The following is a 369-nucleotide window of genomic DNA, read 5'->3' on the forward strand; positions in this document are numbered from 1 at the left end:
GAAGAAGCGCAAGTACAACAAGATAAAGCTAAAAAAGAAGAAGCAATTAAGGAACAGCAAAAAAATGAAATAGAGAAAAAACAAGCGGCACAAGTACAAGAAAAAAATGATATGGCTAAAAAAGAGGAAGCAATAAAAGCTGAGAAAAAGAGTGAAGAAGACAAAAAGAGAATAGCGCAAGAACAGTTAAAAAATGATATAGCAAAAAAAGAAGCAGCGATAAAAGTTGAGCAAAAGAATGAAGTAGCTAAAAAAGAAGAAGCAAAGCCAGTTGTACAAGGTGAAAAATTACCAAACACAGCATCAAATAATGTAGCAATGATGGGATTAAGTGCATGTCTTGTAGCGATAGGTACATTATTTGGTTTG

1 protein-coding gene is annotated in these 369 nt (G+C 33.1%); it reads left to right on the forward strand.

Annotated elements, in window-relative coordinates:
* The coding region (locus tag MR170_RS31230; protein WP_242310692.1) for a cell surface protein at positions 1-369 on the forward strand (369 nt) is incomplete at both ends.

Source organism: Bacillus cereus group sp. BfR-BA-01524 (assembly GCF_022662595.1).
GTDB classification, from domain to species: Bacteria; Bacillota; Bacilli; order Bacillales; family Bacillaceae_G; genus Bacillus_A; species Bacillus_A thuringiensis_S.